Origin of the sequence: Rhizobium indigoferae (assembly GCF_034554815.1) — a bacterium.
In the GTDB taxonomy this organism is placed as follows: Bacteria; Pseudomonadota; Alphaproteobacteria; order Rhizobiales; family Rhizobiaceae; genus Rhizobium; species Rhizobium leguminosarum.
Window position 1 is genome coordinate 2,496,135 of sequence record NZ_CP140635.1, and the last position, 23,762, is coordinate 2,519,896.

Genomic DNA, 23,762 nt, shown 5'->3' on the forward strand with positions numbered 1-23,762 from the left:
ACAATGGTGCAAATGATATTTCCTCATTATTGAACGATACTTCAAAAAAGGCAATCATTTTCAACAAGAGCCACGAAATTTCAAAAATGGACAGAACGGGATAAGGTAGTTATTGTAGATATTTAGGAAGCGCATCCCCGATGCTCAATTTATCTTGAGGTCTCGGCAAGCCCAAGGAAGGCCCCGGAGCCCATATCCGGGATCGCCCACGGCGAAGACAGCCCCGGCGATATCGGCTAGATTGCGTGTGCCGGCAGCCTGCTTTCGAGGGTGTGCCCCTCCAGGATCGATGGCGGCAGGGGGGATCCGCATGACGGCAATTGCATCTCTGTTTCAGGAAGCCGCCCGCCTTGCGGCGGGATTCCGGCAGGCAGCGCCCGCCCGCCACGTGCCCACCCACGACTACGCAGCCTCGCTTGCCTGTTTCGACGAACCGCTGCCGCCGGCCGGTTCCGATATGCTTGATGTCATCAGGCGTCTGTCGGACGGCGCCGAACCCGGGCTGCATGCAACCACAGGGCCGCGCTTTTTCGGCTGGGTCATCGGCGGCTCCCATCCGGTCGGCGTCGCGGCTGATTTCCTCACCAGCGCCTGGGGCCAGAATGCCGGAAACCATGCCGTTGCCCCGGCCGCGTCCGCCGTCGAGACCATCGCGGCGAGATGGCTTCTCGATCTCTTGCAGCTGCCGGCCGAAAGCTCGGTCGGTTTTGTCACGGGTGCGACGGTGGCGAACTTCACCTGCCTTGCCGCCGCGCGCGGCGAGGTGCTGCGCCAGGTGGGCTGGGATGCCGATGCCAACGGCCTGTTCGGCGCGCCCGAGATTACCGTGCTGATTGGCGACGATGCCCACACGACGGTATTCTCCGCGCTGCAATTCCTAGGCCTCGGCCACGATCGCGTGCTGCGCGTGCGTACCGATCCGGTAGGCCGGATAGACCCGGCCGCGCTGGCGGGCGCGCTCGATACGGTCTCCGGTCCCGCCATCGCCATTCTCCAGGCGGGGCAGATCAATACTGGCGCCTTCGACGATTTCGCCGCCATCATCCCGCTGTTGAAGGCAAAAGGCGCCTGGGTGCATGTCGATGGTGCCTTTGGCCTCTGGGCGCAGGCATCGATGAAGACCAGCCACCTCAGCCGCGGCATCGAAGCGGCCGACAGCTGGGCGACCGACGGCCACAAATGGCTGCAGACGCCCTATGATTGCGGCTATGCCATCGTCCGCGACGAACTCGCTCATCGCCGCGCCATGACGATTGCCGCGAGCTATCTGCCGCTCGCCGGCCAAGGCGAACGCGATCCCTCCCATTACGTGCCCGAGCTTTCGAGAAGAGCACGCGGCTTTGCCACCTGGGCGATGCTGAAACATCTCGGCCGCGACGGCATCACCACCCTCATCGATCAGTGCTGCACCTCAGCGCGGCTGATCGCAGATCTCCTGTCGCTGCAACCGGGCATCGGCATATTGAACGACGTCGTGCTGAACCAGCTCGTCATCCGCTTCGGAACGGACCCGCCCTCCGAAGAAGGCGACGCGCTGACGCGAAAGACGATCGAAAAGATCCAGGCGGACGGCATGATCTTCGCCGGCGGCGCCAAATGGCGCGGCCGCGACGTCCTGCGCCTCTCCGTCACCAATTTCCAGACGACGTCAGATGAGGCGCAACTCGCCGCACAAAGCATCATCGCTGCGTTCAAGAGTGTCAGCCGAGGGTGATGCATCAACTCCCTTGGTTCGCCCGGACACGGAATTGTGCTATCGCCGGCCCTATTCACTTGAAGAGAGATAGAAACGTGAAAAACGTGCTGTTCGTCTGCAGTCAGAACAACCTTCGCAGCCCGACGGCCGAACAGGTCTTCGCGAACTGGCCTGAAATCGAAGTCTCCTCGGCAGGTACGAACAAGGATGCCGAAAATCCGTTATCGAACGAGCTGGTCGAATGGGCCGATATCGTCTTTGTCATGGAGAAGGCTCACCGTGCGAAAGTCCAGGGCAAGTACCGGTCAGCTCTCAAGGACAAGCGGTTGATCTGCCTTCATATTCCTGATGATTACGATTTCATGGACCCCGCGCTCGTGCAGCTGCTGAAGGCAAAGGTGCCCCGGCATCTCTAAGCCTGTTCATGCGACCGTTGCACTTGCGGCCAAGCTGCGGGGCCGGTGGTTAAACTTGTTGAGAGACATATTCGGGAAACTCGGCCGCACCGCGACTTAGAGCTTTCACCATCAACAGGCCGTCGTCGAAGTAGCCGTTTCTGGCGTAGAACTGGTGCGTACGCTCCCTGCCCAGCACCATGGCGATACGGATCACCGCGCATTCAGTCCGCTCCGCCTCCGCCTCGATCCACGCCATCATCTTGCCGCCGATGCCCTGACTGCGCAGGGCGCTGTCTACCACCACGTTGTCCGCCTCGACATACTTGCCGCACCACAACTGAGTGCCGGTCCAGAAACCCGACGCACCCACCATCCGTTCGTCGATGTATGCTGCTATGCAGCGGTAGTTGCTCTGTGCAAACATGGCTGAAAGTCGTTGGCAAACCACGGCCTCACTCAGACGACTAACCTGGCTGTACAGCGGGAAAATTGTCATCGTCTGATCGAGGCCGACCAGCTCGCGGATGATCACTTCGTCGGACACAGCAGCCCCCTATCCTCTCGATCGAATGATAGTGCACGCGAACTTGGTCATGATCCATAGGCGTGAACCGCCTACAGTGGACCCGCCCGTCTTCCCATTGCCACACGCTCCGCTTATAGCTCCCCGCCCGTTCCGATCGCACAAGGAGGTGGCATGAAAGAGGCCGCGGCCGTTGAGAGAACGGATCACTGAGATGCAGATGATGATCGAGGGACAGTCACACTTCCAGCCTTTCGGCTTATCTTATTGGGGTTTCGAAGATCTCAATAAGGGAGTTGGAAGCATGACTGCCTCTTATGAATACCATATCGGGGTCGACTACCACAAATCCTACAGCCACCTGGTGGTTCAGGACAGCAGCGGCAAGACGCTGAGATCCGGCCGGGTGAAGAACGACCGACAGTCGCTCGGCGGGTTTCTCGAACGCTATCGAGAGAACTCGCATGCGGTTGTCGAGGCGACGCGCAACTGGATGGTGATGTACGACTGGCTCGACGACATTTGTGATGATGTCGTTCTCGCCCATCCGCTGAAGGTTAAGGCGATCGCCGACGCCAAGATCAAGACCGACAAGATCGACGCGACGGTGCTGGCACATCTGCTCAGAGCCGATCTGGTACCCGAAGCCTGGGCGCCAAGCGAGAGATCGCGGGACCTTCGCGTCGCGCTACGCGAACGGATGTTTTACGTGCGGCTGCGCACGATGACGAAGAACCGGATCGCCACGGTGTTCGACCGCTATCCGGAGCAGACGGCGCAATTGAAGAAGCTTGGCGACCTGTTTGGCAAGGCCGGCCGCGTCCAGCTGGCTCAAGTGAACGTCTCTGAGATCCAGATTGACCGTGGTCTCGCCTTCATCGGCGACATCGACATGCGGATCAAACAGTCGGAAGCAACGATCCGGGCGATGACCAAGGCCAATGCCAACGTCAAGCTGTTGAAGACGATCCCCGGCATCGGCGAGTTCTTCGCCCGGCTGATCGATGCGGAGATCGACGACATATCGCGGTTCCGCCAACCGAAGAAGCTTGCCGCCTATGCCGGGCTTGTGCCCTCGACCTATTCCTCCGGCGGCAAGACCTTCCACGGCAAGATCATCAAGCAGGGCAACAAGTGGCTGCGCTGGGCCTTCGTCGAGGCGGTAACACCTGCCATCGCCAGCGATCCACAGCTGCGCGCCCAATACGAGCATCTGAAGATCAAAGGAATAAACAAGGCGCGGGTTGCCATCGCGCGCAAGCTTCTGACGATCGCCTTCCAGATCCTGCGTGACCAGCGCGCCTACGAGCCGCGCGGCACCGCCACCATGGAAGGCGCGTCGACGATATCCCGGTTGTCCTGATGGCAGTCTAGCGAGCCCGGTAGAACTGGGTTGCGCTTCTCAAGGAGAATGGGAAACCGGGAGCCGAACGCCACTCTGTGACCGAAGCCCCAGGCATCAGGTCACGCATTGGAGACTGGTTCAAGAACCGAAGGACAGCAAAGCGATCTGTCCGGCGGAAAGAGAGACTTTGCCGATCGGTACGAATGCCGGTCAAAACTTAACCGAACCCAAGGAAAAGCCGCCAAATGCTGGTGTTCTACCCCTTGCGTTCTTTCATTGGAGGACAGCCATGAACGCCAATGATGTCGCCGCCCATTGGGAGAGCAATGCCGAGACCTGGACGATCTACAGCCGCGCCGGCTACGACAAATACCGCGACGCGCTGAACACGCCGGCCTTTCTGGAGATGCTGCCGCCGGTCACCGGCTTAGCGGGGCTCGACCTAGGCTGCGGCGAAGGCTCCAATACTCGCGCCGTCGCCCGCCTCGGCGCCCGCATGACCGGGCTCGACATAGCCCCGACCTTCATTCGCTATGCCGGCGAGAGCGAGGCAGAAGCGCCGCTCGGCATCGACTATGTGCTCGGCGACGGCCAGAGCATCGATTTCCCGGAGGCGAGCTTCGATTTCGTCACCGCCTTCATGTCGATGATGGACATGGCCGACCAGCGCGGAGTGCTGAAGGGCATCCACCGGGTCCTGAAGCCGGGCGGCTTCCTGCAGTTTTCGATCCTGCACCCCTGTTTCGTGCCGCCGACACGCCGCAATATCCGCAATCAGGCCGGCGAGCCCGTCGCGGTGGAGATCGCCGATTATTTCGACGAGAGCGACGGCCGGATCGATCGCTGGATCTTCTCCTCCATCCCGAGGCCGAACGGGCGACGCTGACGCCGTTTGCCGTCCCGCGCTTTCACCGGACGCTGTCGACCTGGGTGTCGATGATCGTCGAAGCGGGACTGATGATCGAAGCTTTCGGCGAGCCCATGGCGTCAGTCGAGGTGGCTCTCGCCGAGCCAATGGTCGCAGATACCCGCATCGCACCGATCTTCCTCCACGTCAGGGCGCGCAAGGCGTAAGGCCTGTTTTCCCGCCGCCATCTAGGTTTGGAAGGAGGGTGAGTTCTCACCCGACATCATCGTCGCACGGCGACCACCGAGCTGGCGCGATAGCGCGACAGCTGCACCCGGTTGGATTGATTGCCGCCAAACAGGTAGACGTACTGCCGGCGCTGGTCGATGTGATCGAACAGGCTGACATGAAAGCGTCGACCGGTGCGGATCACCACGACATCCCCTCGCCTGGCGGCGCGGAAGAACACCGGCTTGCCGAACTTTCTCCAAGACGCCGCCATATTGGGGTTGGGCGGCGGTTCCCGCGAAGATCGCTTGGCGACAAAGGCCAGAAACGCCCCGCACCACGACACCCTGCGCGGATTGATGCTGAGGAATGAGATGGAGCGTTCATGCATGCTCTTGTACTTGGACGCCGTGCCGAGCATGTCCGCCTCACAGGGCACGGCAAGCACCGTGAGGACGATGACGAGAATAACCTTCATAGTTACCCACCATTGTTTGTATAATGTTGGAAATTCCGAAATGTGGCGAAGAATAAAACAGGCGCGGCAACGTAGATGCGAATTATGGCGTGATTTAGAAACAACTAATACTGGCATTTTGGCGGCGGAAATTTGTCCGAAGCGAGGCGCAGAACTCTGTCGGCGAGCCTCCCTTTGGGGCCGGACACGGCCATCACAAACCCCGCAAAACATATGTTTTTCGGGGCCGAAAGGCTGGAGTTTCGCCATCCCAATCAGGTCCATTCAGACGAGATGGACGGTGTCCGCAATGCTTGAGCAGCAAAACCATTCGCCAAGAGTTGACGACAGCGCGCGGAATTAGCTCCTCACCTATACGAGCTATATTTCCGATGGCTGCTCATAATACTTAAACGTGACGGGAAATACATTGCCCTCGCCCAATTCACCAGCGAAAGCCGGAGGTTGCCCCTCCGGTGCGGACGTGAACGAGCTTAGGACAGCGGAGGCCAGCGTGGCGTGTCAACCGTGTGGTTGCGCCGGTTCGGGTTGGCCTGTGACCGGGGCAGGATCAGCGGCAAGTGCCCTGGTGACCAGCAATGCTGCGGCGAGAACAGGGACGACCGCCCAGTACGAAAAGCGGATGCCGAAGTGTTCGGCAACGAAACCGAGCAGTGGCGGCCCGGCGAAAAACACAAGGAACGTCGTCTGCCCAAGCGCTGCAACGTTGACGGGTGCGGGTCGATCGGTGCGTCGGGCCGCAGCCGAGATGGCAAGCGGATAAACTGAAGAGCAGCCGATACCTGTCAGGCCAAAGCCTGCGAGCGCGACAACAGGGTGTGTCGCCGTCGCAACCATGACAACACCGATGGCCGCGATCCCAAGCAGAGTGATTGCGACAGGGCGCGGATTGAAGCGGTCGATGACAGGGTCCATGCCGAGCCGCCCGATGGCGATGAACGAGGAGAAAATGGTCACGCTGAGCCCGCCGACGAAGGGTTCGACCGCGAACACGTCCCGCATATAGATAGCCGACCAATCGACGCTTGCGCCTTCGGCAAGAAGCGGAGCTGCGGCGACAAGGCAAAGGGGGAGCAGTCCGATCGTGGGAAAAGCGATGATCGGCGTATCTCCGGAGTGAGCGTCCTGCCGCCGGGGCGCATTCTCGATCCCGGCGAAGACGATCGACCCGGCAATCAAGACCGTCACGAGGACGATGAAGGTATGGAGTTCGATGGAGACGGCAGCCTGCCGCATGCCGGCGGCAACAAGGGCGGTGATGCAGAAGCCGAGGCTCCACATACCGTGAGCCCGGCTCATGATGCGGTACCCAAGCAGCGCCTCATGGCGATCGGTTTCGATATTGGCGTTGATCTCGAATGCTCCGGTGAAAACGCCGGCAATGAAGAACAATGGCACCGCCAGAAGAGCTGAAGGCATCCAGGGGATCAGCGCGAAAAACAACGACGCACCGAAGACGGTGACGAAAGCGGTGGTGCGCGCACCGAGCCTCTCGATGAACCTCACCGAGAACGTCAACCCGCAGAGAACCCCGGAGGACATGACGGCGAGCAGCAGGCCAAGCTCCCCTTCCGTAAGGCTGAACTTAAGCTGAAGGTCGGGCAGCCGCGAAACAAACGCCCCCAGGGAAAGGGCCACGGCAAACTGAATGAAGAAAATACGGTGGTGCGGCTTCATCTCGGGGACTCTGCTCCGATTGGGGCGGGATTGAAGCCCAGGGATCCGACGGCATAGTCGGACATTCCGACGAAATGGCGACTGGCTCGGACACCCGCGGTCTCAGGATTATCGACCACCATTGCTGACAGCCAGTGTCAGCATGATGCAGCCGCTGGTAATTTCACAGCAGCCGCTCAAGACTGGTGTCCGCTTATTGGCGCCATCAGCGATCACCATTCGGCGGTGCCGAGCAGCAATTCTCGCTCCCTGCATCAACGAGAGGCTGCACTGCATAAGATCGCGGATCACGTCTGCGGAATGGGAACGAAGCGCTTGATTTGACGGGCCACGCACTCAATTCATCGAGTGGAACGTCTCAAAAATCAGCGCCCTCAGCCAGCGATGCACGGGATCTGCGTCCATGCGGGGGTGCCACGCCTGCACGATGTTGAAACCCGACACGGCCACGGGCAGGTCAAAGGTTTTGATATGGCTTATCGCGGCGGACTTGCAATATGATTTCGGAATCGAGCCGACCAAATCGGATGCCGCCGCAACTGCTATCACCGCCGGAAAGCTTGGCACGATCAGTCTGACATCACGGGAATGGCCCAATTCGGCGAGCGCCCTGTCGATCGGACCGGCGAAATCCGCTTGCATCGAGAAGAGCACGTGACCCCAGGCGGCATAGCGCTCGGCCGTTATCCGATCAGCATCGAAGATCGGGTGCCCTACCCTTGCGAGACCGACATACTGATCCTCGAAAAGAGTTTGGCAACGCAGCTCCCCGCTATCTCGCGGGAGGACACCGATGTCCAAATCTATCGCCGCGTCCCTCAAAGCCTGAACGTCCTTGTCCGATCTCGGCGCAAAGCGAAGCCTTATCCCCGGCGCAGCGTTCGTCACAGCGGCGCTCAGACCCGCGGCGTAGAGAAGCACGAATGCTTCATTGGCACGGATCGTGAAGTGGCGCCGCACCTCCCGAATCTCCACGGTCGATGGCGGACTAAGGACGGCTTGCACGGCTTCTTTCAACAAATGTACCTGGGCACCAATCGCCAGGGCATGAGGCGTCGCAACCATGCCGCGCCCGGCCGGCACAAGAATCGGATCACCCAGCGCGGTCCTCAACCGTGACAGCGTCCGGCTCATGGCGGACGTGCTGAGGCCAAGCCGACGGGCGGCGGCCGATACGCTCTGCTCGCGCAGCAACGCATCCAGTGCCACCAAGAGGTTAAGATCGAGATCAGACATGGCTCAATTCTATTCAGGCATGGCGCATTACGCAACGGTCGATTGATTTTGTTGCGTCTGGCGCGGGCAATCAGCAAAGCCTAAGTAGTCGACCGTCCAACAAACATCGAGGAGTTCTCATGTCCCTCACCTACACCGCACCAATTTCTCAGGACGGCCTGGCGTCGCCTCGACGGTACCTGGCTATTGCCATGTTGCTCCTTACGCTTGTTCTTGTCGTTTTGGACGGAGCCATTGCCAATGTCGCCTTACCCTCGATCGCGGTCTCGCTGCACGCGGAGGCGGGTAACACCGTATGGGTCGTCTCGGCCTATCAGCTGGCCGTGCTTGTTGCCATTCTTCCATGTGGTGCGCTGGGTGAAATCTACGGCGCGCGGCGGGTCTTCCTGATCGGCGTCGCGCTGTTCACCGCGGCTTCCGCAGCCTGCGCCTTCGCGGGCGACCTTCCCTTACTGATCCTTGCTCGTTTCGCGCAGGGCTTGGGAGGTGGCGCGATCATGGCGCTTGCCATGATGAACCTGCGCTCGGCCGTCCCGCAGCACATGCTGGGTCCGATCATCGGCATCAACGCCATGGTCATCGCCATTTCTTCCGCTGCCGGCCCCGGCATTGCCGGCGCCATCCTTTCCGTCACGACCTGGCCTTGGCTGTTTGCAGTCAATATACCACTCGGCGCCATCGTTCTGCTCGGCGGCGGTCTGCTCGGGCAAATTCAGGGTGCAAAGCGAAAGCTGAACGCAAAAGTGATGCTGGCCAACACGCTGATGTTCATCCTTTTCTTCTGCGGCGCCGACCGGATAGCGATCGCGCCGATAAGCGGTGCCGTCCTCATCGCCGCCTCGCTGGCCTGCCTTTTCGTCCTGCTGCGCCTTGAACGGACCAGTGACGCACCAATCGTTCCCACGGACCTGCTGGCGGAACCGGCATTCCGCGTGGCGATCATCGCCTCGATATCGTGCTTCTGCGGCCAGATGCTGAGCTACATCGCGCTACCCTTTTACCTTCAACACACGTTGCACATGACGCCGGTTTTGGCCGGTCTGTACATGATGCCCTGGCCTGCCGCGACCGCGATCATCGCGCCCATTTCGGGACGTTTGGCAAACCGCGTCAAGACGGCATGGCTTTGCGCCATCGGCGGCGCGCTGCTCGCCCTAGGCCTCCTGATGGTCGGATTCACCCCGCCCGACCCGAGAGGCATCGCGTTTCTCGTCGGTACTGTGATCGCCGGCCTCGGTTTCGGACTGTTCCAGACGCCGAACAACCGAATTCTCCTTCTGTCGGCACCGAAAGCCAGAAGCGGCGCCGCCGGCGCCATGCAGGGCACCGCGCGGCTTCTCGGCCAAACCCTGGGTGGAATCTGCATGTCGATCATCTTCGCAACATTGCCGTTGTCGAACGCGCTCGAATTTGCGGTCGTCACGGCGGGCGGCTGCGCAGCAATAGCGAGCCTGGTCAGCCTGAGCCGGGCTCGCTACGAAGTGCTGAAACAGCCTGGAGCGGTTTGAACAGACGGTTCGTGGTCGTCCGGGTGAAGAGGGCGTTCTCCGAAATAATGAACGCCCCACGTCTCAGGTGTCCTGCTGCCGGACATTTCTTTCTCGTTGCATGAAGACCGCTTGCCACATCAAGCTTGTAACAATGGGGAGCGCGACGAAGTGGTCGACTTGGCCCGCTCCCCGAGTTGAAGACACCACACTAAACCGACTGAAGGAGGACGTGTCGCTTCTTGCCAACTGATAGCCGGATCACGCCGTCCTGGATGTCGGAGTCGCAAAGCCGCATTGCCTCGTCGTTTACACCGCCACCGTTCACCCGAACCCCGCCGCCGACGATCAACCGCCGTGCTTCGCTTTTCGACTTGGCGAGCCCGGCAACAACCATGGCGTCGACAAGCGGAAAATTGCCGCGAAGGCTATCCGGCAGCCTAACCGTCGGGAGACCGGCCGGCACCTCGCCCGCCTCGAAGGCGCGCCGGGAGGTTTCGGAAGCTTGCGCTGCCGCATCTGCCCCGTGGCAGAGGCTGGTGATTTGGTCGGCAAGGATCTTTTTCGCTTCGTTGATCTCGGAATCCCGAAGCACATCGAGGCGTGCAATTTCACCTAAGGGTAACTCGGTGAACAGCCTGAGAAAACGACCCACATCCGCATCCCCGGTGTTTCTCCAGAATTGCCAGAACTCATAGGGCGACAACCGGCCTGCGTTTAGCCAAACCGCCCCCGAAACGCTCTTGCCCATCTTCGCGCCCGACGACGTCGTCAGCAGCGGGGCAGTCAATCCAAACAGGGCGCGTCCGCCAATCCGCCGTCCAAATTCGACGCCGCTGACGATATTGCCCCACTGGTCGGAGCCACCAAGTTGAAGCAGGCAGCCGCGGCTTTCTGCGAGGACATGAAAGTCGTAGGCCTGCATGACCATGTAGTTGAATTCCAGTAATGTCAGCGATTGCTCCCGTTCCAACCGTTGGCGCACACTCTCCGATGTAAGCATCCGGTTGACTGAAAAATGCGGCCCGATATCGCGCAGGAAATCGAGATAGTTGAGCCCGCCCAACCAGTCGGCATTGTTGACCATGACAGCATCTGTCGGACCGTCCCCGAAAGCGAGGAACCGCTCGAAGACACGCCGGATGCCGATCAGGTTTTTCGTGATCTGCTCTTCGCTGAGAAAGGGACGCGACGTGTCGCGGAAGCTCGGATCGCCCAGGCGGCTTGTCGCACCGCCGAGCAACGCAATGGGTTTGTTGCCGGTCTTCTGGAACCATCGCAGCATCATGATCGGAATGAGATGCCCGACATGAAGGCTGTCGGCGGTGAGATCGAAGCCGTTATAGGCTGTGCCGGCTCCTGAACAAAGCCAGCTGTCGAGTGCTTCCAAGTCGGTGCATTGATGCAGGAAGCCGCGCTCGCTCAAAGTGCGAAGAAAGTCGGATCTAGGTCCGGCGGGCTGAGAGGATAGTATCACGAGGGTCTCCATTTGGGCCGATCAGGCCGGAGACCTACTGTTGACACACGTGCCGCCGACCGTGCGGCGTCTCGAGTGTCAGGAATATGACCTTGCGCCGCTCTATGGGAGCAGCGTGTAATAGAAGCTCGAAAGGTTCAGGGCGCAGGTCATGCATCCTTTTTACCATGCGACAGCGCAATCGCAAGGGGATGCGAACTGACGACATTGAACGGATCGCAACGCTCCCATCCCCGCATCCGCCCACCACAAAAATACTCGCACCCGCATCAATTTGCTTGCCGTTCTGCAATGCGGCATATGTTTGTTCTCATAGGCAAGTGGCATGAGCGGGGAACCATGACGTCGACGCATATGGATAAGACGGGGGATGGCGTCGGCCGGAAGGGCTTTGTCGGACTGGTCATCGGCGCGGTCGGCGTCGTCTATGGCGATATCGGCACTAGCCCGCTCTATGCCTTTCGCGAGGCGTTGAGGCCCTTTGCCGCCGATGGCGTGCATGAGACCGAGGTCATCGGTCTGATTTCGCTGATGGTCTGGACGCTGACGATCATCGTGACCTTCAAATATGTGCTCTTCCTTCTCAGGGCGGACAATGACGGCGAAGGCGGCGCGCTTTCGCTCCTTGCCCTCCTGATGAAGAAGATGGGACGTAACGTGCCGGTGCTCTTCTTCGCCGGCCTGATCGGCGCTGCCCTCTTCATCGGCGATGCGATGATCACGCCGGCCCTGTCGGTGATGTCGGCGCTCGAGGGCCTGAAATTGATCACACCCGCCTTTGCCGAATACGTCCCGCTTGCGTCGGCAGCGATCATGGTCGTCCTCTTTGCCGTCCAGTCGAGGGGAACAGCCGCCGTCTCCAGGCTTTTCGGACCGATCACGGTGTTGTGGTTTCTGGCCATGGCGGCCGGCGGCCTCATCCATATCGGCGACGACTGGAGGATTCTGGCTGCGCTCAATCCGGCCAATGCATTCCTGTTCCTCACCCATGCCGGCAGCGTCGGCCTCATCGTGCTCGGCGCCGTTTTTCTGACGGTGACGGGTGCCGAGGCGCTCTATGCCGATCTCGGGCATTTCGGACGCCGCCCGATCCAGATGGCATGGTTCGTACTCGTCTTTCCCGCATTGTTGCTGAACTACCTCGGGCAAGGTGCGCTGGTTCTCGCCCATCCCGAAACGGCCGGCAACCCGTTCTTTCTGATGTATCCCGACTGGGCCTTGCCGCCGATGGTTCTCCTGGCGACGATGGCGACGATCATCGCCAGCCAGGCGGTAATAACAGGCGCATTTTCGCTGTCCCGCTCGGCGGTTCACCTCGGCTTCCTGCCGAGGCTCAGGATCAAGTTCACCTCGGAGACCAACACCGGCCAGATCTACGTGCCGGCCGTCAATCTTCTCCTGCTGGTCGGCGTGCTGATGCTGATCTTTTCCTTCGGCGACTCCGAGTCGCTGGCGACCGCCTATGGCATCTCCGTGACTGGAACCATGGTCATCTCGACCATGCTGGTCTTCCAGTTCCTTCGGGTCGTCTGGGGCTACTCCCTCGTGCTCGCCGCCGCCTGGCTGCTGCCGCTCTTCACCATCGAAGTCATGTTCCTGGCGGCCAATCTGCTGAAGATCTACGATGGCGGCTGGGTTCCGGTCGCCCTTGCGCTGGCAATCATGATCCTGATGTGGACATGGACACGAGGCCAGGCCTATCTGAAGAGACTGCGAGCCAACAACGAGATCCCGCTCGATTCCTTCATCAGGTCGATCGAGCGAAAGTCGGACCATTCGCCGGTCACCGTCCCGGGAACGGCAGTGTTCCTGACCAGCGTTCCGGACCGGACGCCGAACGTGCTGCTCCACAATCTCAAGCACAACCACGTGCTCCACGAACAGAACGTCATCCTCACCGTGTGGACCGAGGACGAACCTTATGTCCCCGACAGCCGCCGCATCAAGATCAGCCAGCTCTCGCCGCGTTTCGTCCGCCTCGACATCACCTTCGGCTTCATGGACGACCCTGATGTCACCAGGGCGCTGGCTCTCTGCCGTGAGGGCGGCTTCAAGTTCGAGATCATGAGGACTTCCTTCTATCTCGGCCGCCGGAACCTCGTCAGGACGCCGAACACCGGGCTGCCCGCCTGGCAGGAGCGCATATTCATGGCGCTGGAAGGCTTGGCGATTGATCCTTCCGACTATTTCAACTTGCCGTCCAATCGCGTCGTCGAACTCGGCGAACAGATCGCCATTTAGGTCAGGACGCCGCTCGGCGACATAAGGATCGCGCCGGTATCAGCCCCGGTATCGCAATGCGTTGACGATGATGGCGAAAGCGCGAGGCGCTGAACATCAGGCTTTGGCCGAGATCGCGCTCAATTCCTCAAGATCGAGATCCCGTTCCAGCTCGCGCAACGTCTCATCATCGATCTCGCCGGCGCGGTGGAGGCGGATGAGTTCCCGGCGTCCCGTGGCAACTGCTTCGAGAACGACGTCGAAGTGCGCATGCAGCACCGGTATGTAGTGCTCGGTTCTCTCGGCATAGTCGACGATCGACGTAGCCCGGCGCTGGTAGCGCTCCAGCAATTGCGGATGGATGAGTTTCCCCTCCGCATCATATGCCAGGCTCTGGACGATCCCGAACTGCGCCTGCGCCATGGCGGCTTCGGCCTGGCTCATCGTCAGGCGCGCTCTTTCCGACTCCGGCTCCACCAGCCGCGCCCAGGCAATCACCCGCCCCAATGTCGTGCCCTGTATGAGCACAGTTCCGAGAATGACGGCGAAGGCCGTCACGAGGATGAAGTCGCGGCCGGGAAATCCTTCCGGCAAGCTCAGCGCCAAAGCAAGCGTCACCACGCCGCGCACGCCCGCCCAGCTGAGAACGGTGGCGCCGCCGACGCCGAGCGGCGCGGCGCGTGTGAACCCCAGGGCAGTGCATAACCTGATGACGAAATCGGCGGCGAAGACCCAGGCAAAACGCGCGAGCACGAGCGCCACGAGGATCGCCAGCATCGGCAATCCCATGGTCGCGATCACGGTGGCAAAGCCGCCGCCGCGTTCGACGACATCCCGGAGCGACAGCCCGATCAGGATGAACACCGCCGCTTCCATCAGGAAGATCATCACCGTCCAGAACGAGATGCCGCGCATGCGCATTGCGGCTGAAAGCACGGTGTGCTGGTGCCAGCTCATGATCAGGCCGGCGGTAACCGTGGCGATGACGCCGGAAACATGCAGCTGCTCGCCGAGCAGATAGGCAATCCAGCCGAGCAGCACCGAGGCTGCGATGATGAGATATTCGTCGCCGAGACGCCGGACAAGTTTGTACCATGCCGTTCCCACAACGATGCCGACGACCGCGCCGCCGAGCGCCAGCACGAGGAAGCTGCCGGCCGCCTCCCCCGCGCTGAAGGCGCCCGTTGCGGCAGCGGCAACGGCAAAGCGGAAGAGAACCAGTCCGCTGGCATCGTTGAGCAAGCTCTCGCCTTCCAGCAGAATCTGAAGCCGCCGCGGCAGCCTGACCCGCTGCAGCACAGCGCGCGCCGCAACCGCATCAGGCGGCGCAACGATCGCGCCAAGGGCAGCGCACGCCGCCCAGGGAAGCGACGGAAAGATGAGGTGGGCCACAACGGCGACGACCGCGCAGGTGAAGAACACCGCGCCGACGGCAAGCGAGGCGATGCCGATCACATGCCGCCGCAACCGCCCGGCGGCAATGGACCAGGCGCCATCCATCAACAGCGGCGGCAGGAAGATGACCAGCACCAGCCCGGGATCAATTGATATCGCCGGCAGCCCCGGCACAAACGCCAGCGAAGCACCACCCGTCAGCAACGCCACGGACGGCGGCAATCCGAGCCTGTGGGCCGCATAGTGCAGCGCGATGATCGCAAGAAACATCGCGATGACGAGCTCGAACAAGTGGGTTGGTTCCATATGCCTCTGCCCCGGCTCGGAAACTAATCTTGGATGCCTACGGCATTCTTCCTTAAATCGAAATCGATCTAGGGAAGAATGCAGCAATTCAAAGTGTTACAGCGTTCTTGCACATCTGAACAGACGCGTGGCGCTGCAAACGCCGCCGGCCTGGCAACGGCTGCTCCAGAGGCAGCCGGAGACAATTTTCGCTTTGTGTCATCAACGCTGGGGCTGCACCTAGCGATTTCCTTGAGGGCTAGCCGTATTGATCTTGCTTGGAACCACCCTCACCTCAATCACGCCTCAATGACCCGCCCGGCGCATGTCACGTGGCGACGCTGAATCTCCACGCCCTCGCCATTTGAGTTGCACCTGATCGCATTAAGGAGGATTCTGCCCGGCACCGCGATGCCAGGTTCGGTCTCGGCTGACCTCAGCCATGGCGACGATCTAAGGCGACTTCGACTTGTCCAGCCTCAAACGTCTTTCGCGGCTCATTCCGACTTGCGTGATCTAGATCTGAGACATCTGGCCCGAAGGGGCGTCAACAGGGAGGTTCGTCATGAAAATCGTTCTTATCGGCGGCACCGGGCTCATCGGGTCCAAGACCGCGGCGCGTCTGCGCGCTAAAGGCCACGAGGTGCTGGCCGTCTCGCCAAGCACCGGCGTCAACACCATCACCGGCGAGGGCCTGGCGCAAGCGCTGGCCGGCGCCGATGTCGTCGTCGACCTTGCAAACTCTCCATCGTGGGAGGACAAGGCGGTTCTCGAATTCTTCGAAACCTCGAGCCGCAATCTGCTCGCCGCGGAAGCCAAGGCCGGCGTCAAGCACCATATTGCGCTCTCCATCGTCGGAACGGAGCGCCTGCCTGAGAACGGCTACTTCCGTGCCAAACTCGCCCAGGAGAAACTCATCAAGTCATCGCCGATCCCCTACACGATCGTCCATTCGACGCAGTTCCTGGAATTCCTGAAGGGCATCGCTGATGAAGCGACCGTCGGCACCGTCGCTCGTCTTTCTCCCGCAGCTTTCCAGCCCATCGCATCGGATGATGTTGCCGATGCGATGGCGGATGTCGCGCTTTCAAAGCCGCTTAACGGCACGATCGAGATTGCCGGGCCTGAGCGCGGTCACATGCACGAGATCGTTGCCCGGTATCTGAAGGCCATCAACGATCCGAGGAGAGTCCAGGCAGACGCTCATGCGCGCTACTTCGGGTCTGAACTGGACGATCGCTCGCTTGTGCCCGGCGAGGGCGCGAGGCTCGGCAAGATCGACTTTGCGGATTGGTTTCGACAGTCCCAACGGCCGACGTAAGTCCAGGCAAATCCACATCGGCATTCAACAAGCAGAGGGATTACGACAATGAATTCAGCTTTGTTATCGCTATGCGTGTCGGCCACGGTTTGCCTTTTTGGCACTTTGGCGGTTGCCGCCGAAGACGGCGCTGCCGTCACACCGCTCATGAAAAAGGACCTTCCGAATTATCCCGGCAAGGAAGGGCTGATGATATCGGTCGAGTATGGGCCGGGAGGCTCCTCGCCTATTCACAAACATGAGGCGAATGCATTCGTCTACGTTCTGGAGGGCTCGATCGTGATGCAGGTCAAGGGCGAAAAGGAAGTCACTTTGTCGCCGGGAGAGACCTTTTACGAAGGTCCCTCCGACATTCACCTGGTCAGCCGCAATGCGAGCAAGTCCAAACCGGCGAAGTTCATCGTCGTGCTGCTGAAGAAGAAGGACGCTCCGGTTGTCATGCCGGTGAAGTGACATTCAGATGGGTGGCGACGAACCCGGATGTCCTTGAGGCGACCAACTGCTCTTTCGTCATGCTCGGGCTTGTCCTGAGCATCTGCTGTCCGCGCAGCAAATGTCAGGCACAAGGCCGAGCATGACGTCGAGTAAAGAGCGAGGTTGTCGGCAACCCCGAGGCGTCCTTGGCAGCCAAAGCGTCCAGATCGCAGGTCAGCACAATAAATGGAGCAAGCAGATGAAAATCACGGTCATGGGAGCGAGCGGGCGCATCGGGACGCGGCTCGTCGAGGATCTTCCACAGGCAGGTATCGAAGTGGTCAGCGCATCCCCGTCTCTCACAGGAGTCGACAGCGTGACGGGAGAAGGCCTGAGGTCGGCCATATCAGGAGCCGACGTCGTCATCGACGTCACCAACGCCGCGTCGCGCCGTCCTTGGCGCAGTTTAGCTGTGGCGTCTCCCAATACCATGGTCTATGATTGAATTCACGAATGCAAACGCAGGCAAAACGTAAAATAGTTCACGCTAACAACCCAAATTAACTTTTCAAATGACCCTTCTGTTTTTGTTCATACTCAGTCTTTGCAGCCATTTCAGAGAAGCGCGGATGAACTCTGAACCGTTTGGCCTACATGAAGGCCAGACCAGAAGTTCTATGAACTTGCCGTTGAATTTACTGGGCTCTCAATATTATTCCGTGCTATCGGTGCCAAAGCCCGATTCAGATTTCACTCGATACTATGCGACCGTAGGAGAGCAAACGGGTCTCTGCATGATTTCGGCAGCAACGCCCCAATTTGAAAACGATCCCAAAGGCATCGTCGTTCGGGAAAAGATGGACGTTATGGGCTCGCGTCTGCGCGATATTTACGGGGCATTTGTCAAGCACGACGTCATGCGAAAGAACGCTCTTTGGACCCGTCCCGACGATTGGCTTATGGCGGTTCAGCAAGGAGAACGTGAATACGAATTGAGATGGCCAAGCTTGTCGGGTGGCAAGGTCGGCGCCGGAATCGCCCAAATTGTGCTTCGAGCTGCGGCCGCAGGTCCAGATCGGTCCGTTATATTGCTTTCCTACAGGTTCGATAACTACAGCAGGTGTCAGGCCGAGCAGGCTGTGCCAAAAATTTCGAAGCAATAACGTTCAATGAAAATCGGTCCGGGAACAATCAATATGCCCGCTGTCCGAGATCGCCACGCCCCGTCGCAGGCCGATCATCCTCGGCACGCGTCAGTGACCAAGGCCGTAGAAGCGCGTAGACATGGATGCCATGCCCTCCCGGCCTCAGTCTCCGGAGCAAGGGCCACAGGAAAGGAAGATCCCATGGCTCGCGGTCAGCGACGATACCGCACGCCAGAACCAGCGGCGGCTACTGGTATCACCGCGAACGGCACAGGCCCGCCGCCGACGTTCTGGACCCGGCCTTCCAGGACCGGCCCATGGACAAGCTCGCTGAGCTGACAGGCATAAAGCTCTTCTGCTCAGATTTAATTGGAATCTCTGGTTTACCCTCCTTAAATCCTGCGTCTTGAGGCAAAGGAAGATAGATGAAAAGGCGAACCCTTGTGCTTGGAGGTGCGGCCATTGTCGCATCATCGGTGACTGCGGCGGCAATCTGGCCACGGCGGCATATCACTGTTGCCGCCAGGACATTCGACTGGAAGGGAACGGATTTCGTAAGCGGCGGCACAAAGTCGATCGCCGTGGAAAAGCTGCCAGCGCCGCTCTTTCGCACCCGTCCGAATTGCGTCGTGACCGTCGTCCAGACCGTTGGCCCCTGCCATGTCAACAATATTCCGACCCGTCAGGACGTCTCGGAAGGAAAGGCTGGGCTGCCCCTGCGGCTGGCCGTTCGTATCGTCCATGCGGCCGATTGCCGACCGGTCGAAAACGCCGATATCGAAATCTGGCATACCGATCACCGCGGCATCTATTCCGGCCGCGAGGCTGCGCAGATGTGTACACTTGGCGATGCCGAGGCGATCAGCGGGCTTGCCTTTCGCGGCCGCCAGCTGACGAATGAAAACGGGCAGGCAAGCTTCCTGACGGGCTATCCCGGATGGTATCAGGGCCGCACGCCGCATGTTCACTGCCGCATCCTTGTCGAGGGCAAGGAGCTTCTCGTCAGCCAGATCTATTTGGACGATACGCTGAGCGATATCATCTATGGCGAGCATCCGGACTATATTGGACGCCCTGCCCGCGATACGCGCAATGACGATGACGGCATCATCCCCGAGGATGCCGCCGATCACATCTTCGATTTCGAGAAGCTCGATGGCGGCGTGCTTTCCGCCACCATCACGATCGGCCTCTCTGCCTGAGCGCAAATAACGCCGGGAATGCATGGCCGGAGCTGTAGATCGCCATCCGCGAAGGCCGCATTGCAATTTAACTAAGACAAGATACAAAATCTTCGCGTCAAGCGGGATATCGGTGCTTCCCCGGTTCAGACTAAGGTGTTGAGCGGTGGAGGATGAGCATGCGAGGCTTTGCGTTTGTTGCGCTCTTCAATCTCGGAGCCATGCTGGCAGCCGGGCCGACCAGTGCCTGTATTGATATTGCTCCCATGGACCTTCACGATGTTTCATATGCAGACGTCGTGGTCGTTGGTCGCGTGACGAAATACACGTTGGTTCTCGACTCCGAGGCGTGGAAACGACATCAGGAATTCCTCGCCCACAGTAGTGGCAAAGTCCGCGAACTTCTCGGGAAGGCGAACAGTTTTATGACTGATTATGCGCGCTTGCAGATCGCGGTCGAGGAAGTTCTGCGTGGCACGGCGCCTCATACCGTCACCGTGACCTGGGATAACACCGCATTCAGCGAGACTATGCCGCCTACCTCCTACCTTATAGCCTTGCGCAGTTCAGGCTCACCGCTGCCGCCACTTCGAGGAGCCACCGCCACTATTCTTCCGGACCCGGATCCGGCTTCCCTGTCTGTCCTGCGGGCGCCATGTTCCGCTGCGTTCTTTTTCGAAAGCACCAGCACTGATGCAGATATTGTTCGGCAGATATTGAACTCAGGGTCCAAATGAATCTTTTGAGGGGATGACGACCTTGCTGGATCCCGAGATCGCCCTGGATGGCGGCAACTTCAATGCCGCCGTCGTGCGCGTCGGCTGCCGCCCGGGCCTGCACCTCGGCGGCCACTTCGAGCACTGGCGGTGCGAGACAGAAGCTTTCGCTCTCAACCCGACAAAACTGGGACAGGCGCTGTGACCGCCACCTATATGCCCGCATACCATTCATAACCGCGATCCTCCCAGAAGCCGCCATTGCCGCCGTAAAGCTGGCCGAGATCGGCGACCGCTTCGATGCCGGTCAGGTATTTTGCCTGCTTGTAGCCGAGTTGGCGTTCGACCCGGAGCCGGAGCGGCGCACCATGGGCGACTTCGAGATCGCGGCCGTTCATGGTGTGGGCAAGGATCGTCTGGGGGTGGAACGCATCGACGAGATCAATGCTTTCATAGTACCAGCCACTGCCATCCAGCGTCTTTTCGTATTCGTCGGCGCAGTGGAAGACGATGTAGCGGGCTTCGGGCTTCAGACCGGCCGCCTGCAGCAGCGCGCCGAGCGGCACGCCGGTCCATTTGCCGATCGCGCTCCAGCCCTCCACGCAGTCATGCCTGGTGATCTGTGTGCGCGTCGGCAGCGCTCTCAGCTCCGCCAGCGACAGCTGCATCGGCTTGTCGACCAGCCCGCCAACATCGAGCTTCCAGCTTGAAAATCGCTGGTTCATCCAGTCGATATACCGGGCATTATCAGGCATGCTCGTGCCATTGGCGCGGAAGGTCGGCGAGATATCGGCTTCCGTGAACTCGCGGGCAAGCGCGTCGTCGCCGAGCAGGAAGCGCTGCGTCTTCATGCTCAAGCCTTCGGCGATCTTCAGCACCGATTTCGTCCGATCGCTTTCGACGAGGTCATCGCAGCCGGCAAGCCCCAGCGCCGATGCCGTCATGCTCGCGCCGATCAGGAAACGACGCCTGGAAATGATGCGGCTCATGAGTTTCCTCCCTGCCCGATGTCGTAATTTCCGGTGACCATCGAGCGCAGATTGTTGAACACGCCCGAAACCAGCACCATCGCCACATGCACGGCGACGAAGGCGACGAGCGAGAAAGCGGTCAGGAAATGCAGCGTGCGGGCCGATTGCCGGCCGCCGAACAGATCGAGCAGCCAGGGCGCAACCGCATTGAAGCCCGGCGACATGGTAAGCCCGGTTCCAACCATCAGCGGCAGCAGCACGAAGATTACGGCGACATAGGCGAGTTTCTGCAGTGTATTGTAGTGGCGTGCCTCGGGCCCCTTGGGAAAGCGCAGCCGGGCGTGACTGACGATCTCATGGCCGAGATGCGAAGGCTTCAGCTCTTCGGCCGCCGGCAGCAGATCGCGGCGGAAATGCCGACTGATAAAACCATAGGCGAGATAGATGAAGCCATTGATGACGAACAGCCAGGCAAAGAAGAAATGCCAGCGCCGGCCAGAAGCCAGATCCTGGTAACTCGGCAAGGTCAGCCAGTTCGGAAAACCGCGTACCGCAGCCTCGCCGTCGACATTCGAAACCCCGAGAATACCCGTCGTATCGAAGCTCAATCCGCCCAAGTGCGTCACACCCTTCAGCACATCGCCTTCCTGCTCCGCCTCCATGGAAATGAAGGACGGATCGTCGTCGGCGCCGTACTGGCCCCAATAGAGCGCCGGATGCGCGTTGAAGATCTGCAGGCCGCTGTAAAGCAGCACCGTCATGCACAGCACATTCACCCAGTGCGACAGACGCACCAGCAGGCTATGGCGGTAGAAGAGCGTGCGTCCGCTCGCCATGCCGGCATCGGTCGTGGCCATCGTAATTCCTCCGGATCGGCGTGAAAGGTCTTCGCGAGAAAAGACGCGGCCGCCGGCGATAAAGTTTCAGCGGCCGCGGCTAAACTTACTTCATCGCATCGCAGGCCTTCATCATCGTGTCCTTCTTCATCGTGTCCTTCTCCATGCCCGCATTGTGCATGCAGTCGGCCTTAGTGCTGCCGGTCGCCATGTTGTCCTTCTTCATCGCATCCTTCGACATCGCATCCTTCGACATCGTGTCGGTCTTCATGCTGTCTTTCTTCATGGCATCGCTGCTTTGGGCGCTGGCGACGCCGACAAGCGACAGGCCGATGACGAAGGTGCAGGCGGCAAGGCTGGAAAGGATCTTGGTCATGAGGGTCTCCTCCGATCGATTGACATATCCGCCAGCACCCGCCGACGGCTCACAGTCCTGAATTCGATCCCCTTGCGAAGGCGGTTACAGCCCTCACGCTTATGTGATAGCGCTACAGGGCCGCGCGTCTTTTAGAGACGCGCAAAGGACGCTGTACACTTTGAATTGCCGCCGGAAGATTTTTGAATCGACCTGTAACCAAAGCGTCATCCACGCGAATGACATTGCAGACGACATGACGAGCGCCCATTCGGAACAAGCACTGAAGATGCTGATGCTTCTTTCCCTTGACGGGGACGAGGCGGCCTATCGACGTCTGCTCGTGACGTTGCGGGCCCTGCTCGTCGGTTATTACGGCGGACGCATCGGCACTACCGCGAAATCCGACACGGAAGATCTCGTGCAGGAGACGTTGCTGGCGCTGCATTCGCGCCGGGCGACCTATGACAGGGAGCGGCCGTTCACCGCGTGGTTCTTCTCGATTGCCCGCTACAAGCTGATCGACCACCACCGAAAGCATGGCGGCCGGTACAAGGCGGAAATGGAGTTGGACGAGGAGATCGAAGACGATTTCAGGGAGGATGCGATTGCAGCGCGCATGGATGTCGAACGGCTGTTGAGCGGCCTGCCGCAGCACCAGCAGGATCTGATCCGTCAGGTCAAGCTCGAGGGGCAGTCGGTGGCCGATACGGCAAGCCGCACCGGACAGTCGGAATCGGCGGTCAAGGTCAGTGTTCACAGAGGCATCAAGGCGCTGGCGGCAAGATTGCGAGGTGGAATGTGAGAGAGACTGAGGACGTGATCGACAGCCTTGTCCGGGATCTGAAGCCGGTGCCGAGGCATGCACTCGAACGCCGCTTCGCGCTCGCCATCCTGCCTGCTCTGGCAATCTCGCTGCTGCTTATGCTGGTCGTCGTCGGCCTTCGCACCGACATGGCGCAGGCGCTGATGCTGCCGGTCTTCTGGATCAAGTCCGCCTACAACGCCCTACTAGCAATCGCCGCCTTCGCAGCCGTTTACCGGCTATACCGGCCGGATGGCTCGGAAGGCCGCTTTTTCGGGGTTGCCGCGGCTATCGTACTCGCCCTCGCCGTCATGGCGGTCATCCAGCTCGCTTTGTCGCCGGCCGCAAGCTACCCCGTGCTGGTGCTCGGCTCCTCCGCCCTGCATTGCCCGCTGCTGATCTTTGCCTTTGCCATGCCGATCCTGATCGCAAATACCTGGGTGCTGCGTGGCGGCGCGCCGAGCAACCTCGGGGTGACAGGCTTCATCGCCGGCATTGCCGCCGGCGCATCCGGCGCCTGGGTCTATTCCTGGTTCTGCACGGAAAACGGCCTGCCCTTCGTCACCCTCTGGTATTCGCTCGGCATCCTCCTGACCGGTGCGATCGGCGCGCTGCTCGGCCCCCGCCTCCTGCGCTGGTAGCACCGGCTGTCGGATTGCCGTGCCGATTGTCCCGCAATGCCGAGCTCGGTCGAAGATGCGCAGCACTGCGACGCTAATCCTTCAT

Annotated in this window: 22 protein-coding genes and 2 pseudogenes; 15 read left to right on the plus strand and 9 right to left on the minus strand. The window is 60.2% G+C overall.

The features are described 5' to 3' along the window. Positions 1–310 precede the first annotated feature (310 nt). Positions 311–1,714 (plus strand): pyridoxal phosphate-dependent decarboxylase family protein, encoded by a 1,404-nt coding sequence (locus U5G49_RS12780; RefSeq protein WP_193446630.1) that lies wholly within the window; start codon positions 311–313, stop codon positions 1,712–1,714. Positions 1,715–1,791: 77 nt separating this feature from the next. After that, positions 1,792–2,112 (plus strand): low molecular weight protein tyrosine phosphatase family protein, encoded by a 321-nt coding sequence (locus U5G49_RS12785; protein ID WP_193446631.1) that lies wholly within the window; start codon positions 1,792–1,794, stop codon positions 2,110–2,112. Positions 2,113–2,161: 49 nt separating this feature from the next. Here the strand turns inward: U5G49_RS12785 and U5G49_RS12790 are convergent, their stop codons facing one another. Then, the gene (locus tag U5G49_RS12790) at positions 2,162–2,638 is read right to left on the minus strand and encodes a GNAT family N-acetyltransferase (protein ID WP_113543583.1); all 477 of its coding nucleotides are present in this window, start codon (positions 2,636–2,638) and stop codon (positions 2,162–2,164) included. 283 nt (positions 2,639–2,921) lie between these two features. Here U5G49_RS12790 and U5G49_RS12795 point away from each other — a divergent pair, with 283 nt between their 5' ends. Together U5G49_RS12795 and U5G49_RS12800 are read left to right on the plus strand one after the other, a co-directional pair. Beyond that, entirely contained in the window at positions 2,922–3,980 is a 1,059-nt protein-coding gene (locus U5G49_RS12795) for an IS110 family RNA-guided transposase (protein ID WP_322790890.1), read from the plus strand. A gap of 271 nt (positions 3,981–4,251) precedes the next feature. Beyond that, a pseudogene (locus U5G49_RS12800) lies at positions 4,252–5,036 on the plus strand (class I SAM-dependent methyltransferase). Positions 5,037–5,092: 56 nt separating this feature from the next. Here the strand turns inward: U5G49_RS12800 and U5G49_RS12805 are convergent. From U5G49_RS12805 to U5G49_RS12815, 3 genes are all read right to left on the minus strand, one after another. Next, positions 5,093–5,515: a TIGR02594 family protein gene (locus tag U5G49_RS12805; RefSeq protein ID WP_018242589.1), complete on the minus strand. Its 423-nt coding sequence runs from the start codon at positions 5,513–5,515 to the stop codon at positions 5,093–5,095. Positions 5,516–6,016: 501 nt separating this feature from the next. Beyond that, entirely contained in the window at positions 6,017–7,192 is a 1,176-nt protein-coding gene (locus U5G49_RS12810) for an MFS transporter (RefSeq protein ID WP_113543582.1), read from the minus strand. A 336-nt stretch (positions 7,193–7,528) separates the two neighbouring features. Then, the gene (locus U5G49_RS12815; protein WP_193443692.1) at positions 7,529–8,428 is read right to left on the minus strand and encodes a LysR family transcriptional regulator; all 900 of its coding nucleotides are present in this window, start codon (positions 8,426–8,428) and stop codon (positions 7,529–7,531) included. A 191-nt stretch (positions 8,429–8,619) separates the two neighbouring features. Between U5G49_RS12815 and U5G49_RS12820 the strand changes: the two genes are divergently transcribed. Further along, a complete protein-coding gene (locus U5G49_RS12820) occupies positions 8,620–9,936 on the plus strand; it encodes an MFS transporter (protein WP_193443690.1) in 1,317 nt (438 codons plus the stop codon). 190 nt (positions 9,937–10,126) lie between these two features. Here U5G49_RS12820 and tyrS read toward each other — a convergent pair whose 3' ends face one another. Then, on the minus strand, positions 10,127–11,392 hold the full coding sequence (tyrS, locus tag U5G49_RS12825) for a tyrosine--tRNA ligase (RefSeq protein WP_193443688.1): 1,266 nt from the start codon (positions 11,390–11,392) through the stop codon (positions 10,127–10,129). A 339-nt stretch (positions 11,393–11,731) separates the two neighbouring features. On the opposite strand from tyrS, the gene U5G49_RS12830 reads away from it, so the two are divergent. Beyond that, positions 11,732–13,633 (plus strand): potassium transporter Kup, encoded by a 1,902-nt coding sequence (locus U5G49_RS12830; protein WP_130652644.1) that lies wholly within the window; start codon positions 11,732–11,734, stop codon positions 13,631–13,633. A 96-nt stretch (positions 13,634–13,729) separates the two neighbouring features. Here the strand turns inward: U5G49_RS12830 and U5G49_RS12835 are convergent, their stop codons facing one another. Continuing rightward, complete coding sequence (locus U5G49_RS12835; protein ID WP_018242595.1) at positions 13,730–15,313, minus strand: Na+/H+ antiporter; 1,584 nt, start codon at positions 15,311–15,313, stop codon at positions 13,730–13,732. Positions 15,314–15,857: 544 nt separating this feature from the next. Between U5G49_RS12835 and U5G49_RS12840 the strand changes: the two genes are divergently transcribed. The 7 genes and pseudogenes from U5G49_RS12840 (at position 15,858) to U5G49_RS12875 (ending at position 20,274) form a co-directional block, all read left to right on the plus strand. Beyond that, on the plus strand, positions 15,858–16,613 hold the full coding sequence (locus U5G49_RS12840; protein WP_018242596.1) for an SDR family oxidoreductase: 756 nt from the start codon (positions 15,858–15,860) through the stop codon (positions 16,611–16,613). A 48-nt stretch (positions 16,614–16,661) separates the two neighbouring features. After that, positions 16,662–17,066 carry a cupin domain-containing protein gene (locus U5G49_RS12845; protein ID WP_157213656.1) on the plus strand — a complete coding sequence of 135 codons (405 nt, stop codon included), beginning with the start codon at positions 16,662–16,664 and terminating at the stop codon, positions 17,064–17,066. A 220-nt stretch (positions 17,067–17,286) separates the two neighbouring features. Then, positions 17,287–17,475 (plus strand): annotated as a pseudogene (locus tag U5G49_RS12850) (LysR family transcriptional regulator); the annotation flags it as partial. A gap of 181 nt (positions 17,476–17,656) precedes the next feature. Then, entirely contained in the window at positions 17,657–18,190 is a 534-nt protein-coding gene (locus U5G49_RS12855; protein WP_193443684.1) for a hypothetical protein, read from the plus strand. Positions 18,191–18,597: 407 nt separating this feature from the next. Then, complete coding sequence (locus U5G49_RS12865; RefSeq protein ID WP_193443682.1) at positions 18,598–19,374, plus strand: dioxygenase family protein; 777 nt, start codon at positions 18,598–18,600, stop codon at positions 19,372–19,374. A 158-nt stretch (positions 19,375–19,532) separates the two neighbouring features. Beyond that, entirely contained in the window at positions 19,533–20,090 is a 558-nt protein-coding gene (locus tag U5G49_RS12870) for a hypothetical protein (RefSeq protein WP_193443680.1), read from the plus strand. Positions 20,091–20,103: 13 nt separating this feature from the next. Next, positions 20,104–20,274, plus strand: a complete 171-nt coding sequence (locus U5G49_RS12875) for a hypothetical protein (protein ID WP_193443677.1) — start codon at positions 20,104–20,106, stop codon at positions 20,272–20,274. A 7-nt stretch (positions 20,275–20,281) separates the two neighbouring features. Here U5G49_RS12875 and U5G49_RS12880 read toward each other — a convergent pair whose 3' ends face one another. The 3 genes from U5G49_RS12880 to U5G49_RS12890 all read right to left on the minus strand — a co-directional run bounded on the left by U5G49_RS12880 (position 20,282) and on the right by U5G49_RS12890 (position 22,252). Next, positions 20,282–21,058, minus strand: coding sequence for a molybdopterin-binding protein (locus U5G49_RS12880; RefSeq protein WP_193443675.1), 777 nt, complete (start codon positions 21,056–21,058; stop codon positions 20,282–20,284). Continuing rightward, positions 21,055–21,897 (minus strand): cytochrome b/b6 domain-containing protein, encoded by an 843-nt coding sequence (locus tag U5G49_RS12885; protein WP_193443673.1) that lies wholly within the window; start codon positions 21,895–21,897, stop codon positions 21,055–21,057. Before U5G49_RS12885 ends, U5G49_RS12880 begins: the two co-directional genes overlap by 4 nt. Positions 21,898–21,982: 85 nt before the next feature. Then, entirely contained in the window at positions 21,983–22,252 is a 270-nt protein-coding gene (locus U5G49_RS12890) for a pentapeptide MXKDX repeat protein (RefSeq protein WP_193443670.1), read from the minus strand. 235 nt (positions 22,253–22,487) lie between these two features. On the opposite strand from U5G49_RS12890, the gene U5G49_RS12895 reads away from it, so the two are divergent. Both U5G49_RS12895 and U5G49_RS12900 read left to right on the plus strand, forming a co-directional pair. Beyond that, on the plus strand, positions 22,488–23,036 hold the full coding sequence (locus U5G49_RS12895; protein WP_193443668.1) for a sigma-70 family RNA polymerase sigma factor: 549 nt from the start codon (positions 22,488–22,490) through the stop codon (positions 23,034–23,036). Then, positions 23,033–23,677, plus strand: coding sequence for an NrsF family protein (locus tag U5G49_RS12900; RefSeq protein ID WP_018242603.1), 645 nt, complete (start codon positions 23,033–23,035; stop codon positions 23,675–23,677). Before U5G49_RS12895 ends, U5G49_RS12900 begins: the two co-directional genes overlap by 4 nt. Positions 23,678–23,762: the final 85 nt, after the last annotated feature.